At 41.8% G+C, this 23,220-nt stretch carries 19 protein-coding genes; 6 read left to right on the top strand and 13 right to left on the bottom strand.

The features are described from left to right. Nucleotides 1-129: 129 nt before the first annotated feature. The 7 genes from ACYSN2_RS07065 to ACYSN2_RS07035 form a co-directional block, all read right to left on the bottom strand. Nucleotides 130-1,578 (bottom strand): acyl-CoA thioesterase/bile acid-CoA:amino acid N-acyltransferase family protein, encoded by a 1,449-nt coding sequence (locus ACYSN2_RS07065; RefSeq protein WP_461749555.1) that lies wholly within the window; start codon nucleotides 1,576-1,578, stop codon nucleotides 130-132. A gap of 3 nt (nucleotides 1,579-1,581) precedes the next feature. Continuing rightward, nucleotides 1,582-3,150 (bottom strand): ABC transporter substrate-binding protein, encoded by a 1,569-nt coding sequence (locus ACYSN2_RS07060; RefSeq protein ID WP_461749554.1) that lies wholly within the window; start codon nucleotides 3,148-3,150, stop codon nucleotides 1,582-1,584. Between the two features lie 226 nt (nucleotides 3,151-3,376). Next, complete coding sequence (locus ACYSN2_RS07055; protein ID WP_461749553.1) at nucleotides 3,377-3,541, bottom strand: hypothetical protein; 165 nt, start codon at nucleotides 3,539-3,541, stop codon at nucleotides 3,377-3,379. A gap of 88 nt (nucleotides 3,542-3,629) precedes the next feature. Continuing rightward, nucleotides 3,630-4,718 carry an ABC transporter ATP-binding protein gene (locus ACYSN2_RS07050; RefSeq protein WP_461749552.1) on the bottom strand — a complete coding sequence of 363 codons (1,089 nt, stop codon included), beginning with the start codon at nucleotides 4,716-4,718 and terminating at the stop codon, nucleotides 3,630-3,632. Further along, nucleotides 4,715-5,770, bottom strand: a complete 1,056-nt coding sequence (locus tag ACYSN2_RS07045; protein WP_461749551.1) for an ABC transporter ATP-binding protein — start codon at nucleotides 5,768-5,770, stop codon at nucleotides 4,715-4,717. The genes ACYSN2_RS07050 and ACYSN2_RS07045 overlap by 4 nt, the downstream gene beginning before the upstream one ends. Next, the gene (locus tag ACYSN2_RS07040) at nucleotides 5,770-6,726 is read right to left on the bottom strand and encodes an ABC transporter permease (RefSeq protein ID WP_461749550.1); all 957 of its coding nucleotides are present in this window, start codon (nucleotides 6,724-6,726) and stop codon (nucleotides 5,770-5,772) included. The genes ACYSN2_RS07045 and ACYSN2_RS07040 overlap by 1 nt, the downstream gene beginning before the upstream one ends. Continuing rightward, complete coding sequence (locus ACYSN2_RS07035; RefSeq protein ID WP_461749549.1) at nucleotides 6,723-7,697, bottom strand: ABC transporter permease; 975 nt, start codon at nucleotides 7,695-7,697, stop codon at nucleotides 6,723-6,725. The genes ACYSN2_RS07040 and ACYSN2_RS07035 overlap by 4 nt, the downstream gene beginning before the upstream one ends. A 648-nt stretch (nucleotides 7,698-8,345) precedes the next feature. Between ACYSN2_RS07035 and prfB the strand changes: the two genes are divergently transcribed. Next, a protein-coding gene (prfB, locus tag ACYSN2_RS07030; RefSeq protein WP_461749548.1) for a peptide chain release factor 2 occupies nucleotides 8,346-9,447 on the top strand; the annotation gives its coding sequence in 2 pieces (ribosomal slippage) (nucleotides 8,346-8,420 and nucleotides 8,422-9,447; 1,101 coding nt in all). 246 nt (nucleotides 9,448-9,693) lie between these two features. Here prfB and ACYSN2_RS07025 read toward each other — a convergent pair. Further along, a complete protein-coding gene (locus ACYSN2_RS07025) occupies nucleotides 9,694-10,134 on the bottom strand; it encodes a hypothetical protein (RefSeq protein WP_461749547.1) in 441 nt (146 codons plus the stop codon). Nucleotides 10,135-10,168: 34 nt separating this feature from the next. Further along, nucleotides 10,169-10,885 carry a restriction endonuclease gene (locus ACYSN2_RS07020; protein WP_461749546.1) on the bottom strand — a complete coding sequence of 239 codons (717 nt, stop codon included), beginning with the start codon at nucleotides 10,883-10,885 and terminating at the stop codon, nucleotides 10,169-10,171. 389 nt (nucleotides 10,886-11,274) lie between these two features. Between ACYSN2_RS07020 and ACYSN2_RS07015 the strand changes: the two genes are divergently transcribed. The 5 genes from ACYSN2_RS07015 (at nucleotide 11,275) to ACYSN2_RS06995 (ending at nucleotide 18,529) form a co-directional block, all read left to right on the top strand. Then, complete coding sequence (locus ACYSN2_RS07015; RefSeq protein ID WP_461749545.1) at nucleotides 11,275-12,558, top strand: MFS transporter; 1,284 nt, start codon at nucleotides 11,275-11,277, stop codon at nucleotides 12,556-12,558. A 370-nt stretch (nucleotides 12,559-12,928) separates the two neighbouring features. After that, nucleotides 12,929-14,287 carry a DNA repair protein RadA gene (radA, locus tag ACYSN2_RS07010; protein ID WP_461749544.1) on the top strand — a complete coding sequence of 453 codons (1,359 nt, stop codon included), beginning with the start codon at nucleotides 12,929-12,931 and terminating at the stop codon, nucleotides 14,285-14,287. A gap of 370 nt (nucleotides 14,288-14,657) precedes the next feature. Then, nucleotides 14,658-15,878, top strand: a complete 1,221-nt coding sequence (locus ACYSN2_RS07005; RefSeq protein ID WP_461749543.1) for a sugar transporter — start codon at nucleotides 14,658-14,660, stop codon at nucleotides 15,876-15,878. Nucleotides 15,879-15,967: 89 nt separating this feature from the next. Beyond that, on the top strand, nucleotides 15,968-16,567 hold the full coding sequence (locus ACYSN2_RS07000) for a LemA family protein (protein ID WP_461749542.1): 600 nt from the start codon (nucleotides 15,968-15,970) through the stop codon (nucleotides 16,565-16,567). A gap of 9 nt (nucleotides 16,568-16,576) precedes the next feature. Next, on the top strand, nucleotides 16,577-18,529 hold the full coding sequence (locus ACYSN2_RS06995) for a TPM domain-containing protein (RefSeq protein WP_461749541.1): 1,953 nt from the start codon (nucleotides 16,577-16,579) through the stop codon (nucleotides 18,527-18,529). Nucleotides 18,530-18,606: 77 nt separating this feature from the next. Here the strand turns inward: ACYSN2_RS06995 and ACYSN2_RS06990 are convergent, their stop codons facing one another. From ACYSN2_RS06990 to ACYSN2_RS06975, 4 genes are all read right to left on the bottom strand, one after another. Continuing rightward, on the bottom strand, nucleotides 18,607-19,038 hold the full coding sequence (locus tag ACYSN2_RS06990) for an ExbD/TolR family protein (protein ID WP_461749540.1): 432 nt from the start codon (nucleotides 19,036-19,038) through the stop codon (nucleotides 18,607-18,609). A gap of 8 nt (nucleotides 19,039-19,046) precedes the next feature. Then, nucleotides 19,047-19,760 carry a MotA/TolQ/ExbB proton channel family protein gene (locus ACYSN2_RS06985; protein ID WP_461749539.1) on the bottom strand — a complete coding sequence of 238 codons (714 nt, stop codon included), beginning with the start codon at nucleotides 19,758-19,760 and terminating at the stop codon, nucleotides 19,047-19,049. A gap of 205 nt (nucleotides 19,761-19,965) precedes the next feature. Continuing rightward, nucleotides 19,966-20,790, bottom strand: a complete 825-nt coding sequence (locus ACYSN2_RS06980) for an energy transducer TonB (protein ID WP_461749538.1) — start codon at nucleotides 20,788-20,790, stop codon at nucleotides 19,966-19,968. Nucleotides 20,791-20,841: 51 nt separating this feature from the next. Then, nucleotides 20,842-23,043, bottom strand: a complete 2,202-nt coding sequence (locus tag ACYSN2_RS06975; RefSeq protein ID WP_461749537.1) for a TonB-dependent receptor domain-containing protein — start codon at nucleotides 23,041-23,043, stop codon at nucleotides 20,842-20,844. Nucleotides 23,044-23,220: the final 177 nt, after the last annotated feature.

Raw genomic sequence — 23,220 nt, 5'->3', positions numbered from 1 at the left:
AGTGCTTATTCCGGTAATCATGCCGGCAATATTGATCCTTTCAAACCGATTTTTTCCTATTTCTCTTTTCCTACTTTTCTTTTCAGATGTATTTTTCTGATGGATCTTTTCGGCGATCCATTCTTAGATTCATTTTCCTTGAACCACGGCAGTTTTAAGAAAATCCTTAATCTCACGCCAGCTTCGCTCATTCGAAAGTGCATTCGCATCCGGTTTTCCACCATTAGTACTCACTTTTCCAGAAACGGGATGTGTATAGATAATCTGCGTTGTAGGAATAAAGGGAAACACAATGCCGTGTCCGCCATCTATGGTATCTACCCAGCGCACATCGTAAGGAAACTGAATCTCTTCTAGGAAATCCACCACCATTTTGCTATAACGACTCGATGGCCAAGCGCCATCATCTGTTGCGGATAACAAAATAATCGGCGCCTGAATATTTTCCACCGGAATTCTCGCTCTCTTCACGGCATCTGAATCTTCTAATGCCGTTAAAATCGCTTTTTCATGGCGGTGTGGCGAAGGTCCTTCATCAAAAGGTTTCCATGTTGCTGTTCGGTTATTCTCCCAAATATGAGGAAGGGGTTTTCCACCCAATAACCACGCTGGCCCTTCTCTTCCCACCTTGGGATCAGCGGCATTTTGCCCCGAATGCACAACCGCTCCCGGCACATAAGCCACAACTGCCGACACATCTTCCGGAAATAAGCTTGCAAGCAATAACACTAATTCTCCGCCTCGAGATTGCCCATTGATCGCTACGAAGTTATTAAGCGGTTGATACGTTTCCCGAAGCCAATCAAGCCCTTTTTTGAAATATTCTAGCGGCGTATTGGAAATATAATCCGATAATCCCGGCGCTTTAAAATAAGCTAACGCAAACGCAATGTAGCCGTGAGAAGCATAAAGTGCCGCTCTCGGTTCATTCATACCACCACCTGAACCATTCAAAATCATGACCGCAGGATGTGGCCCTTCAGTTGCCGGCAGATAGATCGTGCCCACTAACCCATTTTCACGAACGTCAATGCGCTTTACACCTTCTACGGCAATCTCTTGAATCAAGGTTCCTTCTAAAATCGGTTCCAAAGCGTGAGCTTTTGAAGATCCTGATTCTGAAGACAGAGATTCTGAAGATACCGATTCTGAAAACAAAGACTCTGAAGATTCGTCATCATCCAAACGTTTCACCGTAATCTTCGTTACAAGGGTTTGCAGTAAATCTTCTAGAAATACTTCTCGGCTGACGCTTGATTCCGGTTTTTGTGACCAAATTAAACCCATCGCATCAATGCCGGAATAATCGCCAGAAATCGGTGTCTTGGTTCCTACATCGATATTACCATTGCTATCTGCTTCAAATACCGCAGCACTTCGCCACGTAACGTTATTCGCGCGCACGGTTGATGTTTCAATCAAAACCTTCTGCGCCGGCAATAATCCCGTAATTCTGATCTCTCGAGCCACATCTATCAGCCCAACTTCCGGCGAAATATGTAACTTCGCCGAACGTTGTTCTTCTGATGCTTGAGATGATTGCGATAATTGCGATGGTTTTTGCAATTTCTGCACCATTCATTATTCCTCGCGTTTGTTGATCATCATTGGCACTGTGCGATCAGAGCTCAGAGGTTTTACTTCTAAGCCTTTTTTCGCAGCCCAAATATTTTTGTAGTGGAAAAGTGGAATTACGCCGACTTCATCCATCACAATCGTTGCCGCTTCTCGCATTAATGCTTCACGTTTTTCCGCATCAAATTCCGTAGTGACTGCTTCTAAACTCTGATCTAACGCTGCATTACTATAACGACCCCAGTTTGATGCACCTAAACCCGCTTCCGGATCCACCGTTGCTAAGATATTGACCATGGCATAAGAGGCTTCCCCTGTGCCATTGCCCCAAGCAATCACTGACATCGCATAATCATTTTGACGCGTAGAACCTGAATATACCGCCCAAGGCACCACTTCCACATTCGTTTTCACGCCAATTCTTGTCCAGAATTGTGCTACCGCCTGCACTGTTTCCGGCGCTAAAGGATAACGATCTGTCGGCACATGCACGGTTAATTGGAAACCCTCAGGATATCCCGCTTCTGCCAATAATTCTTTCGCTTTTGCGGCATCAAATTCAATATCGGCAATTTCAGGATTATGACCAATTGATCCTTCCGGCATCCACTGATTCGCAACCGTTACAGAATCTTGCAAAATACGATTTGCAATCGCTTCACGATTAATCGCAATCGAAAGCGCTTCTCTCACTTTTGGATTTAAGAGCGGATTCTCTTCTAACACATTGCCGTTATTATCTTTAATAAATTGGTTTGGATTCGGGTTAAAGCTTGGTTGCAACAAGAAAACACGTAAACCATCATATGCAAAAACATCGACTTTTGGATCTTGTTTTAAGCGCTCTAAATCTGATACCGATACTTTATCAATCACATCCACACCGCCTGAAAGCAGTGATGCTGTACGAGATGCCGCATTTGGTGTATAGAGATATTCCACGTTGTCCCACGTCGGCGTTTCTCCCCAATAATTCTCATTTTTTTCCGCAACAATTTTCTCGCCCGGCGTATAGCTCACAAGCTTATAAGGACCTGTTCCCACCAATGCTTTACCGGTATTGAAATCTCCACTTGTGGCATTTTCTGAAGCATTTTTATTCACTAAATGCACAGATGCTAAGTTCAATGGTAAATCAGGATTGGGCGCGTGCGTTGTAATCACTAATGTTTGCGGATCTTTCACGCTCACATCTGCAATTGTACGAACATATCCTGTAAAGGGTGCAACAGCGCCGGGAACGCTCTTAATGCGATCTAAAGAGTACACCACATCATCAATCGTAAACGCTTCGCCATTGCTCCATTTCACATCCGGTCTCAACGTAAATTCCCACGTCATAGGATCGACATTTTTCCACTCAGTTGCTAATGCCGGCAATAGTTGATTATTGTAGTTTGCCACCAACATTTCAAAGAAGAAAAGCCCCGCTGAGCGGTCTCCGGCAAAGTTATTTAATTGTGGATCTAAAGAGGACAAGTTATCTGAAAAGGCGATTTTCAAGTTGTTATCTTGCGCAAATGCCGCTCCAGAGAGTAATCCTGTTAAAAGTGATGCGATTAATAGTTTTTTCATAATGTAATTTCCTTCCAATCCTCGTTTAAGTAGGGTTAATTAATTCGTTCGATATTGTTTTTTGTTACTTGTTTTTATGGCTTTTTTTTCGTTTCTTTCATTCTAAAAAGAGCTGATTTATGGCGGGAGGGAATGTTTGCATGCTTTTCACAATCTTGCGCCCGCACTGTAAATCCTTATTTTGTGTTTATAATTTTGCTTTCGTCTTTATTCATTTTCTTGCGTCTTATTTCGTTTTCTTTTGTCCTAAACAGAGCTGATTTGTGGCGGGGGAGAATGCTTGCATGCTTTTCGCTATCCTGCGCCCGCGCGGTAAATCCTTATTTTTTGTCTTCTTTCCTTCTAAAAAGAGCTGACTTGTGGCGGGAGAGAATGTTTGCATGCGTGTCACAATCCTGCGCCCACATTGAAAAATTCTGCTTTTGTTCTGTATTCTTTTACATCCTTTGCTGTCTGTATTCTGTGACGTCTTTTGCTGATTAAATGCTGATACTGTCATTTAAATGACACGCACTTTGATGTTGCGGGCTGACTTCTTTGAGTTCTGGTGCTTCTTGCCGGCATATTTCTGTTGCTTTTGGGCATCTTGGATGGAAATAGCAACCTGTTGGCAAATTGATTGGGCTTGGAATCTCGCCTTTGATTGCCACAAATTGTTTCTTCCGATCACTGATTTTCGGAATTTCTGCCAATAACGCTTGCGTATAGGGATGATTGGGATGTGCGAAAATCTCTTCCGTTGTGGCGATTTCTACAATTTTCCCTAAATACATAATGGCAACACGATCTGAAAAGTGCTCCACAACGCCAAGATCATGACTGATGAAGAGATACGTTAAGTCGAGTTCATCTCGTAAATCCATAAAAAGATTCACAATTTGCGCCTGAATCGACACATCTAATGCCGCAACCGCTTCATCACATACAAGCATATCCGGCTGAACCGCAAGTGCTCTCGCAATTCCGATTCTTTGACGCTGGCCTCCACTAAATTGATGCGGAAAACGGTGGCGATAACTCGCACTTAACCCCGCCCTTTCAAGTTGCTCACTCACATAATGATCGATCTCTTTTTTAGACACTAAACCATGCATTTTCGCCGCTTCACCAATACTGCTACTCACGCGCAATCTTGGATTTAAGCTCGCAAATGGATCTTGGAAAATCATCTGAATCCGCAATTGGCTCTTGCGCCAAGCATCTTTATTCATCGACTGAACATTCACGCCATCAATCAACATTTCGCCGCTACTTTGTGGCAAAATGCCGGCTACTACTCGCCCTAAAGTGGATTTTCCACAACCTGATTCGCCCACAAGTCCAACGACTTCCCCTTTAAAGATGGAAAGATCCACGTGGTTCACAGCAGAAACAATCTTTGTAGGTTTCTTCAAACCATATTGAATCATCCGATTGCCGAGCCAATTAGATTTCTTTGCGCCAAAGTTTTTAGAGATATGTTGAAGCTCCACTAATGGCGCAGATGTTGCAGATGTTGCAAATTCCGTAAATGTCTTTAACTCCACTTGATGGATATCATTTTGTTGTCTATTCAATAAGTCGCTCATATTCTCGCCTCCGCATTTCCCGCTTCGCTTGGGAAGAAACAACGAACTTCATGAGAGTTATTTCCGGCATTTTTTCTGATGTCCGAAATATCCGCAATATTCGTAACAGCTTCCGAAATGACTGCTAATGCCGGCGCTTGTCCGCAAGCCGGCTGTACTCTTTCACAACGAGTGCTAAAGGCGCAACCTTCCGGTAAATCCATGAGATTTGGCGTAATGCCGTCGATCTGTTTTAAACGCTCTCCTCGCTGATTTCGGCTCGGTAAACTTTCGATTAATCCTTTGGTATAGGGATGTTTCGGTGCGCTTAAGACATCATCAATCGAACCTGTTTCTACAATTTTTCCGGCATACATTACGGCAATGCGATCTGCCAAGCCGGCAACGACGGAAAGATCATGCGTAATCCAAATAAGTGCCGTTCCAAAATCATGGGCAAGCTTTTGCACTTCCGATAAAATTTGCGCCTGAATCGTTACATCTAGCGCTGTTGTCGGTTCATCGGCAATAATCAGATCAGGTTGAAGCAAAAGCGAAATAGCAATCGCAACTCGTTGGCGCATACCGCCGGAAAGCTGATGAGGATACGCTTTCAAACGCTCTTCAGGGCTTGGAACACCCATCAATTCCAATGTATGAAGCGCCTTTTCACGTGCCTCTTGATAGCTGACTTTTTCATGCGCCTGAATCGTTTCGATCATCTGCGTTTCAATTTTCAGCACCGGATTTAACGTCATCATCGGATCTTGGAAGATCATCGCAATGCGATTTCCCCGTAAATGGCGCATCTCTTTTTCAGAGATATTGCGAAGATCTTGCCCTTTAAAGAGAATCTCGCCTTCCACAATCTTTCCCGGTTTATCAATTAACTGCATGAGCGAAAAACCTGTAACAGATTTCCCCGAGCCAGATTCTCCGACTAATCCTAAGATTTCCCCTTTTTTGAGCGATAAACTGACATCATTGACCGCAATAAACGTGCCTTCTTTGGTCGTAAATGCTGTCTTTAAATGATTCACTTCTAATAATGCTTGTTCCATAATCTGTTCCATTATTTACGCAACCTCGGATTAAAGAGATCACGGAAACGATCGCCGATAAGATTGAGCGAAATGATCGTCAATAACAGCGCAATGCCGGGAAATAAGCTGATCCAATATTGCCCTGACAGCATATATTGATAGCCATTGGAGATGAGTAATCCTAACGAAGGTTCCGTGACCGGCACACCTAAACCTAAAAAGCTCATAGTAGATTCAAGCGTAATCGCTCTTGCCACTTGTAATGCCGCAATTACGATTAATGCCGGCAAACAGTTCACTAAGATGTGCTTTAACATAATCAAATACTTAGGAATCACGAGATTATGTGCCGCTTCCACATACTCTTTTTGTCGCTCAATGAGCGCTTGTCCACGCGCCGTTCTTGCATAATATGCCCATTCCAAAATCACTAATGTGAGAATCACATTGCCAATCCCTTTGCCGAGATATGCCAAGATCATCATAGCAATTAAGATGGAAGGAAATGAGAGAATCAGATCCACCAAGCGCATGAAGATCGTATCAACTTTTCCGCCGAAATACGCCGACATTACGCCGATCATCGTGCCTAATACGCTGGCAATCAGCGCTGAACCTAAGCCGACAATCAAGCTAATTCGAAGTCCATAAATAATCGCCGAATAGAGATCTCGCCCTTGCCCATCCGTTCCGAGCCAATAACGAAACGTTCCCATACCATTTTCTGATCCCGGCGGTAATCTCGAATCAAGAATATCGAGTTGTAACAAATCATAAGGATTTTGCGGTGTAATCCACGGTGCAAAGATTGCCGCTAAGATTAATAACAAGCCAACGACAGCACCGACCATTGCCACTTTCGATTCAAAAAAGTTCGAGATACTTTCTCGCCATAAAGAACTTTTTTTCGAGGTAGAAGCGGAAGTCGCGCTAGAAGGGGATGTAGAAGTAGAAGTAGAAGTAGAGGAAATAGCTTTTACTGTCATATTAATGTCTCCTTTCCAACTCTTGGATCGACAATGCGATAGGTGACATCCACCAAGAAGTTAATCGTGACAAATACACACACAATCACGATTAAATACGCCAAAATCACAGGGCGATCTAAGTGATTAATACTATCCAAAATTAGCTTTCCTGCGCCCGGCCAAGAGAAGATACTCTCTGTCACAACAGCGCCGGCAATAGTTGCACCTAATTCTAATCCCACAACGGTCACGAGCGGAATGAGTAGATTTCGAAGCACATGCACCCGAATAATCCGAGAAGGTTTCAGCCCTTTGGCACGCGCAAATTTAATATAATCTTGCGGTAACACTTCTCGAACGCCGGCATAGGTTAAACGAATCACGAGCGCCATTTTAAATAATGCTAAGTTAAATGCCGGCAATACTAAATGATATAAACCATTGCCGGTTAAAAACGACCATTGCATTCCTAAGAAGGTGACAGTTTCGCCTCGTCCACTTGAAGGAAGCCAACCTAATGACACGCTAAAAGCCATAATAATCATAATCCCGATCCAAAAGGTCGGTAATGAAAAGCCTAAGATACTGCCGGTCATAATGATTTTTGAGCCTAAACTATCAGGATATAATCCGGCAATGAGCCCAAGCGGAATTCCCACTGCTAACGCGATAATTAACGCAAAAAAGGCAAGCTCTAACGTTGCCGGCAATCTCTGTAAAACAAGCTCTAATGCCGGTTGATTATAGACAAAGCTATTGCCTAAATCGCCGTGAAGCGCACTTACTAAAAACTTAAAGTATTGCTTCCAAAGCGGTAAATCCAATCCTAATTGTGTAATTAATAGCGCACGATCTCGCTGATCGGCATCAGGACCAATTAAAATATCTGCCGGATTGCCAATAAAATGCAATCCAACAAAGACAATTACGGTCATTAACCACACAATAAAGGCCGCTTGCAGTAAGCGCCTAAATATCCATCCAATCATAAAATCCTCAGTGAAAATGTAACTAAAACTGTCACTAAAACATTCGAATACTCTTTTGGTATTTCATTAAATACATGTTTTGTATGTTTTAGGAATACATATATTACATATAACTTCGGAAACTGCACGATATTTTTAGCTTTATCTGCTCTATCCTTCTCGGTAAATGCGTAAAACCCTCTAAAAAATCCTTCTAAAAATAAGTGCAAGAATATTGATTCAATGATTTACTATTTTTTGATGATTATTCCCATCGCAATAAATAATTTCGTAATAATCCCGTAATTAATCCAATCACAATTCAATAGTTATTCAGTAGTGATTCAATAGTTATTCAGTCACAATCTAATAAGAACACCTTAAAATGTAAGATAAATACGGCAGAAATGCCTATTTTCAATCTCTCTCGAAACTTGCTCATAAAATCCTTACTCAAACCCAGAAATTCGCCAATATCCTTTTCACTACTCCTTTCAATATCTCTTTCAAAATTCTCGTCAGAAGGATTTCTTCATCGCTTTCTAAAAAAAATAGAGACGCAAAACAAGATTTTATTTACCTACAACTTCCCGTATAATATGCCGTTTCCGAGCGGTAACAGTTGCCGCTAACATATCAACGCATCAACACTAAATATGAGGGTGATCCATGGAATTAATTAACACACTCAACCATACCATCGACGATCTCGCTGAAAGAGCCACGGATCTTCGGAGGTATCTTTGACTTCGATCTTAAACAGGAACGTTTAACCGAAGTTTTAATGGAACTTGAAGATCCCAATATCTGGAGCGCAAATCCCGATAAAGCCCAAAAATTAGGGCAAGAACGCGCCACATTAGATGAGTTCGTCAATGGCATGATTCGCCTTGATTCAAGCCTGATCGATGCAAAGGATCTTGTAGAGCTTGCAAAGCTTGAGAACGATGAAGATACGTTAGAAATGGTGCAAGAAGATCTTGCCGGATTATCTAAAATCATCGAAGATTTTGAATTCAAGCGCATGTTCAGCGGCGAAATGGATAGCAGTAATGCCTATGTCGATATTCAATCCGGCGCCGGCGGTACAGAAGCGCAAGATTGGGCTTCAATGGTGCTTCGCATGTATTTACGTTGGGGCGAATCTCACGGCTTTAAAACAGAGCTGATGGAAGCATCTCCCGGCGATGTTGCCGGCATTAAGTCTGCAAGTATTCGTTTTGAAGGCGATCATGCCTACGGTTGGCTTCGTACAGAAACCGGCGTCCATCGTTTAGTTCGTAAATCGCCTTTCGATTCCAATAATAAACGTCATACCTCTTTCTGCTCGGTATTTGTATCGCCGGAAATTGATGAGAATATCGAGATTGAGATCGATCCTTCAGATCTTCGAATTGACGTTTACCGCGCATCCGGCGCCGGCGGTCAACACGTTAACGTGACTGAATCAGCGGTTCGTGTGACGCATATTCCTACGGGAACAGTTGCACAGTGTCAAAATGAGCGCTCACAACATCGAAACAAAGATATGGCAATGGCACAGCTTCGCTCAAAACTCTATGAATTAGAGCTTCAAAAGCAACGTGATGCCGCAGAAGCCCTACAAGATTCTAAATCCGATGTGGGCTGGGGAAGCCAAATCCGCTCATACGTTTTAGACCAAGCCCGTATCCGCGATATCCGCACAGGACACGAAGTCGGAAACCCACAACCTGTGTTAGACGGCGATTTAGATGACTTCATCGAAGCCAGTTTGAAAATGGGATTGTAGGTTTTAGCAAGAACTATAAAGCTTCAATGAATTTTCAATACATAAAAAAGAAAAGAGCAGACTTTTTTCTGCTCTTTTTTTTAAGAAAATTGTAATGATTCGATTCCCGAACAGAGTTCACAAAATAAAATCGCTAGCTCCAACGAGCCTTTATTTATTTGTTTATTTAACAACAATTTACCAATCTCTTATTATTCAAGGTCTGCCCTAAGACATCCACTAAATATATAGTGAATATAGAGATTTTTAATCATCGCTATAATAAAAGAACAAGAATATAGCAATGAACCAAATCGCTAATAAGATAAATCCGATATATGCGAATATACTTAACATCCCAAACTGCAATATTGTACCGATAATGCCGTATATCCAATTTGTTTCCCTAAAATTACAAATTGCCACGACAAGATAGATCAAGATACCAAGAGTCATCAGTATCAAGCCATTTAGAGTATCGCCATTTAATACTATGGTGAATAATGTTCTTCCTACATTATTTTCTTCCAAAGCAGAAGAATACCAACTACTACCAAATAAACATAATCCACCCGCTATCCCCAAGACAACTAACATCGGCATTGTAAAAAATTCATGACCAAATTTTTCATCACAATGTTCATTGAACCATTTGATAGCAAACCATAAAAGTGCAATTGCAAGCACTCCACATACGATATACAACATGATCATTTGAAACCTCCGGCATTAACCCTGTATATCATCTAGCAGAATAACTACTCGGTACTGATCGACATGATTCACACCAGTCAAAAGGCGCCTTACCACTGCGAAATACCTTAATCATCTTCCCATTTTCACACTTCGAACATGATCCTTGTTCACTCAAATCTTGATAATATAAATAATTACTTACCGTACTTGGGAAGTAATTCGTTAATATTTCCAATAGATATCTACGATCTATTAAAATTAAATTTTCATCCGCAGCTTCAAGTGCAAAATCATCAAAATAATGGGTCGTTACAAACAAGCCTTTTTGGACATATTTGCTCGAAAGAGATCCTCGAAAAGCCTGTACATCTTTACTCGTAATTCGACTATTACAACCTTTAGGATTCCAAGCTTTGCACTGCACACCTATTTCTAAGACACTCCCTTTATATCCAACTACATCAATACCGCCATCCTTCATGCCATCCGTAATTTCTACTCGATATCCCATCTTTTCTAGAATTAACTTAACAAGTATATTTAATGCATCAGATTTTTGAGCTTTTTGAGAATTTTGGGCATTTTGAGAGCTCTGAGTATTGTGGGTAGATTCATTCAGAGTTTTAAGTAATGTTAAAACCTTCTCATCCTCATTTTTAAAAGTTAATAACTCTATTAAGGATGTTTCTACTATCGGATCCGGTAATTTTACTGATTCTACAACGCTAGACTGCGATACTCTTTTTTTCAAAAATCCAAACATCTACCTTATTTCCTTCCATTGACTAGGAGCTCTTTAATATTAGAGCTTAAAATAAACATACCGAGCAGTAGAATATTATTACCTGACATAATCTGCAACTCTCCATGCCTCGAGCCCTGTTTACTGACTAATCATCATGCAAATGAAAAGCATATTTTTTTAGACTGAAATATCAGTAATAAATCCTATTAAAAGTATGCTCTTATAAGTTTTTTGAATCTCATTCTATCGCTCTTGTTTAAGTTCAATACCGCCATCTCTTTTTAAAAGATCATTTTCACTTCGGATGCCAATCCTCAAAATCCGTTATGATATGCCTTTAGAAAAGAGCTTCATTTTCTCTTTTCATCATCTTCATTTCCTAACTCAACAACGATAAAGCACTCTTTATGAAACAACCTTCAAACAATTCCTCTTCGTGGTACTACGGCTGGACGATTGTCTTTGCGACCGCGCTTTTGACGATGATTACTGTGGGAATGCGCATGAGCATTGGTCCTTTTGTGATTCCGATGAGTGAAGGCTTGGGGATTTCGAGAAGCGCCCTTTCTGGCGTTATTGCGTTTGGCATGCTGATTTATGGCTTGGGAATGCCGGTTGCCGGCTTTGCGGTGAATCGCTTTGGCACTCGAAATACCTTAATCATTGGCGCAATTCTTGTGGCGATCTCGTTATTTCTGACGATTTACAGCCCCAATCAATGGGTTTTTGCGTTGAGTTACGGCGGATTGCTCTCGTTTGGCTTAGCATTTACAAGCCCTGTGGCATTTACACAGCTCATTAGTAGTTGGTTTATTCAAAAAAGAACCATGGCGCTACTCTTTCTTTCAACAGGTTCCATGGCGGGAATTGCCATTATGACGCCGATTTTCAACTTACTGATTCAAACTTATAGCTGGGAAACTACACTTCTAATCTATGCCGGCATTTTTACCTTTCTCACTCTGTTAGTCGCTTTTGCCATCATTCGAGGAACAGCGCCGGAATTTGGCGATCTCACGACAGAAGCAGAGATCGAAGCGCACAAAGCGTTACTGCTTCGCAGACAAGCCAAAATGAAAGGCAAACAATATACACTGAAAGCCGTCTTTTCAACGCGCCCTTTCTGGCTCCTTTGTATTGGGATTTTCGCTTGTGGATTCAGCATGAATCTCCTTGGAACCCATGCCGTTCCCATGTTAGTCGATCACGGATTTCCGAAAAATATTAGCGCTTTTGGCGTGAGTTTAATTGGTTTAACGGCGGTGTTTAGCACTATTATCCTCGGTCGATTAAGCAGAAAAGTATCGCATCGCTCCCTTCTCATGAGCATTTACTTTGTGCGTGGCATTGCGTTCTTTTTCTTAGTGATCGTGATGTCGCCATGGCAACTCTATTTAGTTGCCGTTATCGGAGGTTTAGTTTGGGCGGGAAATATGGGCGTTTCTTCCGGCATGCTTGCGGATATTTACGGCGTTAAATTAGTGGGAATGCTCTACGGCTTTGCCTTTGTCGGACATCAAATTGGTGGCATGCTCAGCACTTGGCTCGGCGGTTGGGCGTATGAAGTATATGGCACGCATTTAATCTCATTCTGGCTCTCCGGCATTTTACTGCTCATTGCCGGCATTGCCTCCATGATGCTTCCACATAAATCCCAATATGAAGCATCCATTGCTAAAATTCAGCAATAGCAGAAATAGCAGAATCATTGCCGGCGCTATTTCGACAATTTTTCTAAAAAAGTTTCCGAAATAATGACCGGCAATCATCAATCGTAATATCAATTAGTTATTGTTATTTCTATTGATTATTCTCAAAAAGATACATAGTGCTGGCACGGGCTTTCTAGAGGAATGCAAACATTCGAACCAGCCACTAATCAGCTTCTATTTTACGATTGAACTTTCTTGGACTGATTTCATCATAAAACTCCCTTTGAAAATTCTCATTGAGAATTCCCAATTATTGATTGTAAAAGGGTAAACTAGCTACTTTTAGCGATATACAAAAATATCAACATCATCATTCTTCTATCCATCATTTCGAAAGGAAAAGATCATTATGAGTAAAGAGAAAAAACAATTTGTCTGCCGTGATTGCGGTGCCGTTGCGCAAAAATGGGCGGGACAATGTTTGGATTGTAAAGCTTGGAACTCGATTGAAGAGATGATTGTGGAGAAAGCACCTACGCGCCTTTCGGGGTATTCTGGAACTGCCGGCACCGATGGCGTTCAGATTTTAACGGATGTGCAAAAAGAAGAGCTTTCCCGCTTTTCTACGGGACTCAATGAACTGGATCGTGTTTTAGGCGGCGGCTTAGTATTTGGCTCTGTGGTGCTCATCGGCGGAGATCCCGGCATTGGTAAATCGACGATTTTGCTTCAAACGCTTATTAACCTCAGCCATTCCGGCAAAAATGTACTCTATGTCACAGGGGAAGAATCCCCAAGCCAAGTGGCCCTTCGTGCGGAAAGATTACAGCTCGATGGCTCAAAACTGCAGCTTCTTTCAGAAACGAATGTCGAGAAAATCCTCCGTGTTGCAGAACCAATGAAGCTGGATGTGATGGTCATTGACTCAATTCAAACCATCTTCACAGAGCTTCTTAATTCTGCGCCCGGTAATGTGGCACAAGTACGAGAAAGCACAGCGCTTCTAACCCGTTTTGCGAAACGTACCGGCACTTCTATCTTTCTCGCAGGTCATGTGACGAAAGAAGGTGCAATTGCCGGCCCACGAGTGTTGGAACATATGGTGGATTGCGTGCTCTACTTTGAAGGCGAAGTGGATTCCCGTTTTAGAATTATGCGCTCTTATAAAAACCGCTTCGGGCCGCTCCATGAGATCGGCGTATTTGCCATGACCGGCACAGGCTTAAAACCCATTAGTAACCCTTCTGCCATCTTCCTCTCTCGCCAGCCGGAAAAGAGCTCCGGCAGCGTGATTATGGTGACACGAGAAGGTACAAGACCGCTTCTGATTGAGATTCAATCGTTAGTAGATGATTCCTTGGGCGGACAACCTCGCCGTGTCACATTGGGATTAGAACAGAACCGCTTAACAATGCTTCTTGCCGTACTGCACCGTCATGCCGGCATTGCGATGATGGATCAGGACGTTTACGTCAATGCCGTGGGCGGTGTGAAAGTCACGGAAACAGCTTCGGATTTGGCCGTGATTGCCGCGGCATATTCAAGCTTTAAAGATATGATTCTGCCGGCAGATTTAGTGATCTTTGGGGAAATTGGACTTGCTGGCGAAGTTCGCCCTGTGCCGCACGGCGAAGAGCGCCTAAAGGAAGCGGCGAAACATGGTTTTACTCGTGCAATTATTCCCATTGCCAATAAACCTAAAAATGAGATCGCCGGCATGGAAGTGATCGGCGTGAGTAAAATTGGCGAATTGATGGATCATCTGTAATAGAGGATCTTTAAGGAATGATCTTTAAGACATGATCATTCATAGTTAGCTATTAATAAATGCGCTCTCATAAATCAGCGCAAATATCGTGATTTCGGTTTAAAATCGGCTTAAAATCAGCTTAAAAATTCACATGAATCATTTCATAAGGATAAGCAATAGAATCATTAGAATAATCTTGAAAGGATGATCATTGCTGGCACGCGATATGGATAAGCATGCAAGCATTCGAACCAGCTACAAATCAGCCGTAAATCAACTTTGATTATTCAGTTTTTATTGTGCAATAAGACCTTCTTAAACCCATTTCATTTACACCAATTTCACGATATATCCATTACAAAACACCTAAAACTATTGGACTGCAAATATGCAAGAATCTCTCAACAATCAGCAATTTAATCTCGCTTGGATGCGGGTAATTGCCCTCGCGATTGCCGCTTTCGTCTTTAATACGACAGAATTTGTGCCCATTGCCCTTTTAACAGATATTGGTGCAAGCTTTCATTTGCCGGCGGAAAAAGTTGGTGTGATGATTACCATTTATGCGTGGGTTGTGGCGCTTGCTTCTCTGCCTTTAATGCTGTTAGTGAGTAATTTCGAGCGAAAACGTCTGCTTACGATTATTTTTATTCTCTTTATTATTAGCCATATTGCGACATTTTTTGCGAGTAGCTTTCCCATGCTCATCGTTGGCAGAATCGGCGTTGCGCTTTCTCACGCCGTGTTTTGGTCTATTACGGCAGCGTTAGCGATTCGAGTAGCTCCCGTTGGCAAGAAATCCCAAGCACTCGGAATTTTAGCTACCGGAAGCGCGCTCGCAACGGTATTAGGGATTCCACTTGGCAGAATCATCGGGCAGATGATTGGCTGGCGCTATACCTTTTTACTGATCGGGATTGCAGCGCTGATTACTTTAATTGTGCTCTATTTCCTTCTCCCTCGGTTACCTAGCCAAAATGCCGGAAGTGCGAAGAGTTTGCCGATTATCTTAAAGCGCCCTGCACTCATGGGGATTTTCTTTATTACGATGATTATGGTCACGGCGCACTTTACGGCATATAGCTATATCGAGCCTTTTAGTGAAATGATTGCAAAGATTTCGCCCAATAAAACAACGATTCTTCTGCTTCTATTTGGTGGTGCCGGCATTATTGGGAGCATTATTTTCAGTAAGTTTAATCATCACTTTCCGCTCGCCTTTTTACCGGTAGCACTTGCGGCACTTAGTGTTTCGCTATTATTGCTATTACCAAGCACCTATATTACCAATGGTATTCTTGTTCTTTCTCTTCTTTGGGGAATGGCGATGACGGCGGTGGTGCTGACGTTACAACTTAAAGTATTAGAATTAGCGCCCGATGCCACTGATATTGCCATGGCGATTTTTTCCGGCATTTTTAATGTGGGCATTGGAGGCGGAGCGCTTGTGGGAACAATAGTGATTACAGAATCAGGCCTCAAAAATATTGCGCCGGTATCCTTTGGCATTAGTCTGATTGCCCTTGCGCTGACTATTTTCTGCTTTATGCGTTATAAAAACACCTTCTTAAAAGGTGCAACACAAACGCATGTTGTGATTCATGAATAATCATTCTCAGCGTCTTATAAATGATTATTCATTAAATATTATCTATAATAGCCACAATTACTTTTACCCTTAGAAAAGATCGAACAACTATGAAACCATCTAAAAACTGGGCTTTTATTCCGCTAGCAATCATTGTGATTATCTTTGGTTTTGTCACGATGGGATATTACAACTCCATTCAAACCCTCGATGAACACCAAGAAGCTGCTGCTGCCGAAGTGATTAATCAATATCAGCGCAGAGCGGATCTCATTACTAACCTTGCCAATAGCGTGAAAGGATATGCAAAACATGAGCAATCAATCTTTACGGAAATCGCTACTTCTCGTGCACAGTTAAATGCGATGCATGTGAATCCTCAGGATTTTAAAGATCCAGCAAAACTCGAAGCATTTGAGAAGGCGCAAACCACGCTTAACAGCCAATTATCTCGTCTTTTAGTGGTTGTGGAAAATTATCCTGATCTGAAAGCAAGCTCGCTCTATCAAAATCTCATGGTGCAATTAGAAGGCACGGAAAATCGTATTTCAGTAGCAAGAAAGCGCTATATCGAAGCGATTCGTGAATATAATACGTTGATTCGAAAAGTGCCTTATATCTTTATCGCAAAAGTGTTTAGCTATGAGCCTTTAGAACAATTTAGCGTCGAAGATCCTTCGATTTACCGAGCGCCGGAACTCTCTTTTTAGGATATTGCGATGCTGAAATATCTATGGAATCCTTTACATTTTCTACAAGCTTTCAACACCTTGAAAGCCTTGAAAATGTTGAAAGCCCTGAAAGTCTGGGTAACACCTAAAATAGCTAAAACAAGCAACAAACGAACATCAGGTAATCTCGGTTTTCTCGCTTTTTGCGTACTATTTTTCAGCATCCAATTGAGCATCGCTCAAACGCCCATTCCGAACCTCAATGCCGGTGTGATGGATTCTGTCGGTATTTTATCTGCCCATGAATCGAAGATGATTAATCAAAAAATCATGCAATTAGAAGCAGAATATGGCTCTCAAGTTGCAGTGTTAATCATTCCAGAACTGGAAGATGATGAAGATATTCTCGATTATAGTGTTCGAGTGATGGAAGAGTGGAAACTCGGCAGATTAGGCATTGATGATGGATTATTACTCGTCGTTGCACTGAATGATCGGAAGATGCGGATTGAGGTTGGCTACGATTTAGAAGGCGCAATTCCCGATATTACGGCGTATCGAATTATCGAACAACATCTGCAACCAGCATTTCGCGCAGAACAATATGCGCTTGGCATCAATAACGCACTTAACGAACTTATTCCACTGATTCAAGCTGAGCAAGCTAGTAAAACAACTGTTTCAACGACTGCTTCAACATCTAAAGGCTTTGGCATTTTAGATCTGCTTTTTATCTATCTGATTGCCGGCTCGATATTGCTTTGGGGATGGATGATTTATCGGGGCACACAGCGACATCCATTTATCACTATTCCGATTTTAGTTCTCATCATTGGCTCAGTGATCTACTTTGATGGATTTAAAATCAGCTCAAGCAGTATGATTTTTCTGAGCGAATCGCTCCTCAAAGAACATCTTCCTATATGGGTGCAACAACTCTTAACCTTGTATCTGCCTTCGTTGTGGGCGATGATTCTTCTATTTTCGATGGTTGCTGTATCTATCGTTACAGTCATTAAAGCTTTCTCATGGCTGATATCACTCTTCACACCCCCAAAACCTTCTAATCACGATATTTTCATCGACGTAAGCCCTTTAGAACCCCAAATTTCTGATACAAAACCTTCAAAATATAGTAGTTGGGAAGCTCATAAAGCAAGTCGCCGGCAACAGATGAATCCCTATCAAGAACATCCTGAACGATTGACTAAAAAGAGCTCTGTAAATACGGAAAATACGGCATTTGTGGATCATTCAGTATCTTCTTCATACCACGCCGATGCTCTTCAGAACAACAGTGAACTATCTAAAGCTGAATATCACGAAACTGAGGGCAAGAAAACTCAATACGATGAAAACAAAGCTAATAGCGAAGTCATCGTTGAAAACTCAACGTCACTGACAACTTCTCATAAAAAAGCGCCTGAAATCATTGATACGGGAATTTCCCCCTCACATGAAACATTCAAACGTTATGCCGAAGCATTAAATAGCCCGGAAGCAAGTCCAAAGAAACTCCGAGCAGGATTTTTCCTGGCGCTCGGTCTTGGCACACTCATCGCCTTATTTTCCTACGCTTATTTTGAAAATGTCCTTGTCTCTGTTTTATTTGGAATCTCGGTATTGATCTATCAAGTGCTCTATCGTGGCACGAATCTTACCCAAAACCGAGGATTCAAAGCTTTATTTCAAGCGATTCCCTCATCAGCAAGTTATGGCATTGCCGCTTTTTTCATCACCGATCTGACCATCGCGATTTTAGTGACGATTGGCTTTACTCTTTTACAAACATTGTTACTTGTGAGCGGTGCGATTAAAAAGCCCTTCGGAGTCATCATCATTTCTCGCGGTTCGTCTTCAAGCTCTTCTAGAAGTTCCGGCTCAAGCTCAAGGGGTTCAAGTAGTTCAAGAAGCTCTAGTTCCGGCTCCCGTAGCTCTAGCTCTGGCAGAAGCGGTGGTGGCGGAAGAAGTGGCGGTGGCGGTGCTTCGGGAAGTTGGTAGTGATTCCAAAAAAAACCATTCGCTTTACTAAACGAATGGTTTTTTGTATCTACTCTCGAGAAACTCAATAGAGAGAATTATGGCTCTTCCGGTAAACTCACAAAACCAATATTGGCGAGCCCTACTTTACTCAAGATTGTCACGACTTTTGCAACATCTTGGTAAGGAACTGCGGCATCAATATGAAGCTGAATCATTGGCTGTTTTTCGCCGGCTTCTAATTTGATCTCGGTTAAAGCTGTGAGCGCGGTTTCATGATCGACTTTTTCTTCATTAATAAAGATTTCTGAATCTTCATTAATGGCAATCATCACCGGCTTTTCCACCTCTTGCTGCACTTGTACTTCTTTCAGATCCACCGCTTCCGGCAATTTTAATTTCACGGATTGCGTGACAAGCGGTGCTGTTAGGATAAAAATCACTAACAATACGAGCATGATATCAATCAGCGGAATCATATTGATTTCCGCTCTCGATTCACTATTTTGGCGTAAACGTCCAAATGACATCATTCCTCCTAAGCGTTTTGATCGCTAGATTGTGATGGCGCTTTTGCCGGCGCACGATCTAAAACCGCTAATAACTCAAAGGCAAAAGAATCTAAATTCCCCATTTGTAAACGATTACGGCGAACAAGCCAGCTATGCGCCATTACTGCCGGAATCGCAACCGCAAGTCCAAGTCCTGTCATAATCAGCGCTTCACCTACAGGTCCTGCCACTTTATCAATGGTGCCGGCACCTGTTGAACCAATCTCCACGAGCGCATGGTAAATTCCCCAAACGGTTCCAAACAATCCTACAAATGGCGCTGTTGCGGCGATGGTTGCCAATATGGTGACGCCATTTTCAATGGTGAGTTGAAGTTTATCCAAAGCCACTCTTAAAACGCTTGTCAGATATTCTGATCTTGAAGCATTTCCTTGAATATTCATCAGTCCTGATTGATATTTATGAAGCGCTTCAAACCCTGTTTTTGCGAGAGTTTCTTGAGCGGTTTGCGGTTGCTTTGAGATGAGTTTTGCAGCATCACTTAATGTCTTTGCAGACCAGAAATCAGCAATAAATTTCTTCCCTTGAATGCGATCAACAATGCCTTGGAAGAACTTCAGAAAGATCACTAACCACGATAATATCGACATTAAAATGAGAATGACAAAGAGCGTTTTTGTCACAAAATCTCCTTGTGCAATAAAGCTCATAAACCCTATATTTTCAACAACCGGTTCCATTCACTGTTCCTTTCTATTTGTCTTTTGTAATGTGTTTTTTGTAATGTATTTAGTTTGTAAGCTTGTTTCAGCTTTTACGACTTTTTTACGATTTATTTGAATAATCACTGCTAAATAAGCTGACATATTACGTTGATTAAATCCCTCATTCAACAATGAATGTCATTCCTATCTTATTCCCATTCATTTCTGAGAATGGAAGTAATTAAAGCTTGAATTGATACTGAATTTTCACTTGAATCGGTATCGCTACACCATTTACTTTGAAAGGCTTCAAGCGAATTCCATAAGCGGTTTTAACCGCTGTTTTATCGAGCAGATTATGCCCTGAAGATCTGGCAACTTTTACAGCCGTTGCTGCCCCACTTTCATTCACGCCCACTAAAAGCTCAACTGTTCCCTGCATTCTGCGCTGCATAGCCGCGCGAGGATACGATGGCATTGGCTTATTTAAAACGCTCACTTCACTCTCGCTATAGACCAATTTTGCAGTTTGCACAACTCTTGTCGTGGATTCCGTCTTGGGCTGTTGTCTTTGTGGTGTTCGCTCTGTTTTAGGCGCTACTTGCGCTTGTGGCTTTTCAACTACTTTTGGCGGCTCAACTTTCGTTTCAGAAGGCGCTTTTGTTGCAACGACTTCTGGCTGTGGTTCTTTATTAGGCTCTGGCGCTTCTTCCGGCACTTTTTCAGGCTCTGGTTTAGATTCAGGTTCAAGCTCAGGAATTATCTCAGGTTCTACAATGGGCTCAGGCTGAGTAACAACTTCTTCCGACAGTTCCTCGATGATCTCTTCCTTAGATTCTGCAATGGATTTTTCACTTTCCATCGCAGAATCTTCGGCATTCCCATCCGTTTCTTCAACGGTTCCTGAAAGCTGAAATTGATGCATCATTAAGTGACTCGCATCTCCTTCTTGCATCATGACCATTTCTGAATCATCTGCCGAAGATAATCCTATAAAAGCGCCTGCGTGAACTAAGCTCACGCAGAGAATTGCCATTATTGCCGTAATTTTATTGCCGTTATTCATTATGATCCACTTCTATTTAGCGCCTTTGATTAGAACTCGATTAGAACTCGATTAAAATTCGTAATTCAGTTTTAACCAAAGTCTGCGACCTTCTTCAATTCGGGCAAAACCATTCTCATAAGCTGAATTGATATTGGGCGCTGAAGCACCGACTTCCGGCATTTTGAAATCTTCAAAGTTTTTATCAAAGAGATTATCAATGCCAAAGTTAATGCTCATTTCACGAGATGGTTTATAACTTGCGCCGATATTCACTAATGCATAATTACGATAGAAAACTTTCTCTTTGTTCCAATTTAAATCGTTGTACTCTTTCGCACGATATTCCCCTTCCGCCCAGAGATTCCACTGATGTGCCACTTGCCAATCCGCTTTCAAGTTCACCATATGTTGTGGCGTTTTACTAAACGGAATTTTTTGGCCATTCGCATTTTTATAACTGCTGTGCGTGTAGGTATAGTTTGCCGTTAAACCAATATCTTCTCGAATCTGATATCGACTTCCGACTTCAAGACCATAGAGTTTTGCATCATCTACGTTAAATTGTTTACTGAATGTTTTAGAGCCTCTATCGTCGCCGGAAATCGTGATACAACCTGCGGAGTTTCCTGTTAAACGACAATTATCAACGGATACGGATTCGATTTTATCTTTAAAGCTTGTGTAGAAACCTGTGGCATTAAATTTAAAATCCGACAAGTTATCATACGAAAAGCCGAGTTCTGCGGAAGTGGCGGTTTCTGGTTTTAAATTAGGATTGCCAAGTAACGGTAATCGTCCTTGACGACCGAGCCCAATCACGCCATCTGTCATTTTTTGAAGATCGGGCGCTTTAAAGGCACGGCTGACGCCCCCTTTCACTTGCCAGTTATCATCAATATTCCACACTAAATAGGCTCTTGGGCTAAAGTGGCTTCCAAAATCCTCATTCTTATCGTAACGAAGCCCGAAAGTTGCGATTAAATCATCATTAATCATCCACTCATCTTCTGCAAATAACGCCCATTGCCACTGCTTAATATCCAGCGTTGCGCCTTCTAAGGTATCTTTGAATTTTTGATCTTTATATTGAAAACCGGCGCTGACAAAGTGATCGCCTAAGCTGAACATCCATTTATTATCAAAAATGATATTGCTATATTTAATGTCCCGATGCGCACCTTGCAACGGAGTTGGCGTACTATTAACAGGATTTAAACGTCCAATTGTCTTCGTTTGATCCCAAAGAAGTGCACTTTCAACCGTTGCAAAATCTAAGTCTAAGCGATGACTTAATCCCACTCTTTCACGAGTGAAACGAAGATGATCTGAATAACCGCCACCTGTTTTTCCATTTTCAATCGTACTGTTTTGTGTACCAAGCTGATTATCACTATTGTCATAACGCTGAACACCACGATCGTAGCTTAAAACGAATTCTTGATTTTCCGGCGTAAAAGTTAATCTTGCGCCGTAGTTAAAGTTTTTACGTTCGCCTAAACCACTAAAGTTTGCGATTTTCCCTGTATAATCGCCGGAAATTTTTTCTGCGTAATTTGCCGCATATTTACCTTTTGCATTCCGCTTTGTTTGGAAACTACCCATTAATGCTAAACCGATGAGGTCATTTTTAATCGGTCCACCAAGATAGAGAGAAGTAGTGTTGCCACCTGAATATTTACTATTTGTCGGCTCTTCAATCGAAAAGGAAATTTGTCCGCCCCATTCATCCGGCACTTTTTTAGTAATGACGTTAATCACACCGCCCAAAGCATCTGAACCATAGAGCGTTGACATCGGCCCACGAACTACTTCAATTCTTTCAATGGCAGAACTTGGCGGAATAAAACTCGAATCTACATCGCCAAAACCATTCGGACGCGCGCCGGAGCTATTTTGACTTACTCGTTGACCATCCACCATTAAGAGCGTGTAATCAGAACTCATTCCGCGGATGCCAATATTTGCACTGCCCGATTTTCCACCACGGCTAACATTCACGCCTTCTACTTCTTTTAAGACATCGCCGATATCGTTAAAAGGCTTTTCACTAATCGCCTCTTGTCCAATGACTGAGATGGATGCCGGTGCATCTTTGACTTCTTGCGCAAAGCCAGAGGCTGTCACAACCATCGTTCCTAAGTTTACGGCAGATGCATTATTCGCCTCTTCCTTCCCTAACAAAAGATCATCTGACAATCCCACAGTAAATGCGGAGGTAACAGATAAGAGTAAAACAGCCTTCAATTGTTGTGATAAAACATTACGTCGCATGAAATCTAGTCCTTAAGCAAATTTTTGGATATGAGATATTGTTTCTCTTATGACTCTTTGGCAAGTGTTAACACTTAACTAATAGGAATTATTATCATTAATGAACTCAAAGTCAATGCTAATGATAACTATTTTCAAATGAGCTTAAGGTACATTACGGGTTTACAAGAAAAGAGA

The sequence above is a fragment of the Ignatzschineria sp. LJL83 genome (genome assembly GCF_054871845.1).
Note: the sequence above shows the minus strand (reverse complement) of the source record. Positions and strands in the feature narration are given on the sequence as shown.